At 46.1% G+C, this 4523-nt stretch carries 6 protein-coding genes; all 6 read right to left on the bottom strand.

Going from position 1 to position 4523, the window contains the following annotated elements; genetic code table 11:
• Positions 1-45: 45 nt before the first annotated feature.
• Complete coding sequence (locus QVO99_RS00810; RefSeq protein WP_022315687.1) at positions 46-588, bottom strand: CinA family protein; 543 nt, start codon at positions 586-588, stop codon at positions 46-48.
• A gap of 16 nt (positions 589-604) precedes the next feature.
• A complete protein-coding gene (tsaD, locus tag QVO99_RS00805) occupies positions 605-1636 on the bottom strand; it encodes a tRNA (adenosine(37)-N6)-threonylcarbamoyltransferase complex transferase subunit TsaD (RefSeq protein WP_022315686.1) in 1032 nt (343 codons plus the stop codon).
• 26 nt (positions 1637-1662) lie between these two features.
• Positions 1663-2523, bottom strand: a complete 861-nt coding sequence (gene map, locus QVO99_RS00800) for a type I methionyl aminopeptidase (RefSeq protein WP_022315685.1) — start codon at positions 2521-2523, stop codon at positions 1663-1665.
• A 21-nt stretch (positions 2524-2544) separates the two neighbouring features.
• Positions 2545-3183: an HAD family hydrolase gene (locus QVO99_RS00795; RefSeq protein WP_022315684.1), complete on the bottom strand. Its 639-nt coding sequence runs from the start codon at positions 3181-3183 to the stop codon at positions 2545-2547.
• Between the two features lie 48 nt (positions 3184-3231).
• Complete coding sequence (gene smpB, locus QVO99_RS00790) at positions 3232-3711, bottom strand: SsrA-binding protein SmpB (protein ID WP_022315683.1); 480 nt, start codon at positions 3709-3711, stop codon at positions 3232-3234.
• A 111-nt stretch (positions 3712-3822) separates the two neighbouring features.
• Entirely contained in the window at positions 3823-4326 is a 504-nt protein-coding gene (locus tag QVO99_RS00785; RefSeq protein WP_022315681.1) for a DMP19 family protein, read from the bottom strand.
• Positions 4327-4523: the final 197 nt, after the last annotated feature.

Genomic DNA, 4523 nt, shown 5'->3' with positions numbered 1-4523 from the left:
GTTTTCCTCCTACTCGATTGTATGACTTTGATGATAGTTTCTTAATCATTCCACAACTCCAAATGTCGGAGTCGGTTCGCCGTCATCATCGCTTTTTTCGCTTCGGTCGAGCAGATATTGCAGAAACATCTGAAGAGCCTTTGTCGTGGCATTTGCAAGATTTATGTCTCTGCCGAAGTCGTCTTCCAGCTTCATTGTCACGATATCATCCTTGTTGCCGCAGGCAAGCCAGATCGTACCCACTGGAATATCGCCCGTGCCTCCGCCAGGACCGGCAAAACCGGTTGCCGAAATGGCATAGTCAACATCAAGAACCTTTATGGCGCCTTTCACCATCTCTATCGCTACATCCTCGCATACGGCAGTCTTCTCTTCCAGAAGATTGTGGCTGATGCCGAGGATTCTCTCCTTTATCTCATTGGTATAGGAAACGATCCCCCCCTTGAAATAATTGGAAGCACCTGGCATGGCGATGATAGACTCTGCGATACGTCCGCCGGTGCAACTCTCAGCAGTGCCGAGGGTTTTGCCGTTTTCCCATATCAGTTGGCTGATCTCTCTACTAAGTATTTTGTTTTCGAAACCCATTGTGTTTGATTTTGTTTTATTTGAACGTTACTTTAGAAAACGCCGGAGCGTCTATCGGACAGAATTCCTTGTCCATATATTTATAATATCCCGTTATGGCTATCATGGCCGCATTGTCGGTTGTATAGCTGAACTTTGGGATGTAGATATCCCAATGATAACGTTTCGCATGGTCTTTGAAAGCATTCCGCAGTCCGTTGTTCGCACTCACGCCTCCTGCCACAGCCACGTGCTTTATGCCCGTCTGCTTCACGGCTAGACGAAGTTTCTTCATCAAGATGTCCACTATCGTATGCTCAAGACTTGCCGCGATGTCCTCCTTGTGATGTTCGATGAATTCCGGATCGTCCTTTATCCATTCACGTAGACTATAGAGGAAAGAAGTCTTGAGTCCGCTGAAGCTGTAGTCCAGATTGGCTATATGAGGCTCAGCGAACTTATATGCCAAGGGGTTTCCCTTGCGTGCCAGCTTGTCTATGATAGGACCGCCCGGATATCCGAGTCCCATCACCTTTGAGCATTTGTCTATTGCTTCGCCGGCAGCATCGTCGATAGTCTGTCCCAGTAGCTCCATGTCCTTGTATGAGTTCACCTTGACTATCTGTGAGTTTCCGCCGCTTACGAGCAGACATAAGAACGGGAGTGGGGGAGCAGAGTTGTCGTCATCGCTTTCTTTTATGAAGTGAGCCATGACATGACCCTGGAGATGGTTCACGTCGATTAGCGGAATGCCCAACGAGCGTGCGAAGCCTTTGGCAAAACTTACGCCCACGAGCAGCGAGCCCATAAGGCCCGGACCTCTTGTGAAAGCCACAGCCGACAGTTGTTCTTTGGTTATACCGGCTCTTTTTATAGCCTGGTCAACCACGGGCACGACGTTTTGCTGATGTGCTCTCGACGCAAGTTCAGGAACAACGCCGCCATATGCCATGTGCACATCTTGCGAAGCCGTGACATTGCTCAGCAGCACTCCGTTTTTCAAGACAGCAGCCGAAGTATCGTCGCAGCTGCTTTCTATTCCTAATATATATATATCCTTTTGTTCCATAATCAGAAATTTTCAAGCCTCAGCCTTTAGTGGGTGAGAATCTCCACTCCATGTTCAGTCATTAGAAAAGTGTGCTCCCATTGTGCGCTCGGTTTTTCGTCACCCGTGATTACTTCCCATCCATATTCATCGTCTTCATCGATGAATACCTGCCATGTTCCCATATTGATCATCGGCTCGATGGTGAAAACCATGCCTGGCACGAGTAGCATTCCTGTTCCACGATGTCCGAAATGCAGTACCTCAGGCTCTTCGTGGAATTTCAGTCCCACACCGTGTCCACACAAGTCTCTTACCACACCGTAGTGGTATTTCTCAGCATGTTTCTGTATTGCGTGACCTATATCTCCGACGAAAGAATACGGCTTTGCCGCTTCAGCTCCAATTTCGAGGCATTCCTTTGCCACTCTCACGAGCTGCTCCTTCTCAGGAGTAGTCTTGCCGATAATGAACATTCGTGAGGCGTCGGCGAAATATCCGTCAAGTATTGTGGTGAAGTCAACGTTGACGATGTCGCCCTCCTGCAAGACATCCTCCTCCTTAGGTATTCCGTGGCACACCACTTCATTGATGCTCGTACACACGCTTTTGGGGTAACCTTCATAATTGAGGCATGCTGGAGTTGCGCCATGGTCTACGCAATAGTCATAGCAGATTTTGTCAATCTCCAGAGTGTTCATGCCGGCATGTATCTGTTTTGCCACTTCGTCGAGCACTCCTGTGTTGACGATGCCGCTACGCTTTATTCCTTCTATTTCTTCGGGAGTTCGGATGAGGTCACGTGTCGGAACCTCTTTACCTTTGTTTTCCCAATACATTACCTTCTTGTCAAGCTCAGTTGGCTCTTGTCCTGACAGACAATGCCATCTTCTTTTCTTCTTAAACATGATATATTAAGTTTTGATCTTCTATCTTGCGTTCAGAGCTTCAAGGGCGTCAAGGAGCTCCTTCGTCCAATCCTCTCCGTTTTGGGGGCAGAACGTCTTGAATCCCAGATTCTTTCCCATTTCTATATTTGCCGGTCCGTCGTCAACGAAGAGAGTTTCCTCTGGCAGAATACTTTCTTTAGAAATGATTTCCTCAAACATTTTCCTGTTCGGCTTCATCATCTTCATCTTGAAGCTCATGTATAGAGAGTCGAAGAAATCAGCTATGCTTCGTCCGTCGCCAGAGAAGCCGTCGCTCATCCCCCAGCTCATCATGAAAGGATTTGTGTTTGAGATGAGAATCAGTCTGTAGCCCATGCTTTTAAGTTTGTCCAGGACTTTTATGTTTCTGAGAGGCACCTCTTTCGTGTATCCTCTCCATGCGTATTTGCATTCATCGAAAGTCAGTTCCCTGTGGCAGAGCTTGCTGAGTTCGCGGATAAATTCGTCAGCCGTGATCTTTCCTTCTTCCAGGTCTCCGAATATTCCGCTCTGGGTATAGGGGTCAAGGCGCCGATCTGCGTCCTCCAGTCCTATTTCCTTGAATCTCTTTACTGCACTTGGCTGGTCGATGGTCATTATCACGCCACCCAAGTCAAACATTATATTCTTTATTTTCATATCAAAGGGATTTTCTCTTGCATCCGAAAAAATATCTTTCTACATTTGTCAGAATCTTTTCCTTGCCCTGTCCATTTCTCTTCTGTCTTCTTTCTCTTTGAGAGTCTGACGCTTGTCAAATTCTTTCTTTCCGCGGCATAGGGCTATGTCGAGCTTAGCCCTTCCATGGTCGTCGATGAAGAGGAGCGTCGGTATGATGGTGAAGCCCACCTGCTTTGTGTCTTCCTGCAGATTGTGGATTTCTTTTTTGTTCAATAGAAGTTTCCTGTCACGCTTGCTCTCATGATTGTTGTAAGAGCCATAGAAATAAGGCGATATATTCATTCCTTTCACCCATATTTCCCCGTTGTGTATATAGCAGAATGTATCCACGAGCGAAGCCTTGCCCATACGTATGGACTTTATCTCCGTTCCTGTCAGCACTATTCCTGCCGTGTATGTGTCTACGAAGAAATATTCGAAAGAAGCCTTTTTGTTGCGTATGCTCACAGGACTTTTCTTTCTCAACAATTCCTGTTCTTTATTCATAAAACGTTTTTCTTCTAATTCATTATGTCGTCAAGACTATATTCAGCCAAGACTACAGTCTGGACTGAAATAATAAGTGTGTTGTCAAGACTACAGACAATATGGATGCTTTTACTGTTCGATTTTTGCGAATTCATCGATGTGTCCATCGATGTAATGGGCGATTTCTGAAGTCCATTCCTCTTCGTTTTCCACGAACGTGTCGTCGAAATCATCAAAGTCAGGGAATCTTTCAAACAGAGCCATGAACTCCTCATCGCTGCATTCTCTTTCTATTTCCTCCTTGTTTTCATTGTATAGTTTTCTTGCCGAATACAGTAATTTTGAGAAATCCCGAAGTCCCCATTGTTTCATCGCCCTTGCGAAAGGGTTGTCGAAGATGAATGGTCCGTAGCCGTTGTGTATGAGCTGCACGAATCCTCCGTCCATCACTTCGTCTCTCAGCCAGATATAAGCCAGAAGCGTGATTTGGTCTGCCGAAAGCTCTGCCATGTTTTCAGCCGTGAGACTTCCCCCGATGCTGTCGAGTATGGCATTTGAGAACAGGTTGACGAACTCGTCCATGCCTTCGTTGGCTGCCTTTATTATATCCGTTTCCTTGATAACAACATTCATATAACTGTCTGTCTTTCTATTTTTTTGCAAAGTTACGTAAAATATCGCAGTATAAGCTATCTTGAATGATTTTTTTGCTCAAGTAGCCATCTGCGGCAATTCTAATTGCCAGGATAACTCCCAATGGTCACAAGAGTTGACAAAAACGAGCAACCACGGTCTTACTACTACTTCAGTCCCCACCTAACCTCCCCCCC

It is taken from the genome of Prevotella sp. CAG:592, assembly GCF_000436015.1.
GTDB classification, from domain to species: domain Bacteria; phylum Bacteroidota; class Bacteroidia; order Bacteroidales; family Bacteroidaceae; genus Prevotella; species Prevotella pectinovora.
This window is presented reverse-complemented; position numbering and strand designations above follow the sequence as displayed.

What these genes read in the sequence shown, in the direction of transcription:
- smpB (WP_022315683.1), bottom strand. Translation starts at nt 3,711, where the DNA reads ATGAATAAAGAACAGGAATTGTTGAGAAAGAAAAGTCCTGTGAGCATA.
- QVO99_RS00795 (WP_022315684.1), bottom strand. Translation starts at nt 3,183, where the DNA reads ATGAAAATAAAGAATATAATGTTTGACTTGGGTGGCGTGATAATGACC.
- QVO99_RS00785 (WP_022315681.1), bottom strand. Translation starts at nt 4,326, where the DNA reads ATGAATGTTGTTATCAAGGAAACGGATATAATAAAGGCAGCCAACGAA.
- tsaD (WP_022315686.1), bottom strand. Translation starts at nt 1,636, where the DNA reads ATGGAACAAAAGGATATATATATATTAGGAATAGAAAGCAGCTGCGAC.
- map (WP_022315685.1), bottom strand. Translation starts at nt 2,523, where the DNA reads ATGTTTAAGAAGAAAAGAAGATGGCATTGTCTGTCAGGACAAGAGCCA.
- QVO99_RS00810 (WP_022315687.1), bottom strand. Translation starts at nt 588, where the DNA reads ATGGGTTTCGAAAACAAAATACTTAGTAGAGAGATCAGCCAACTGATA.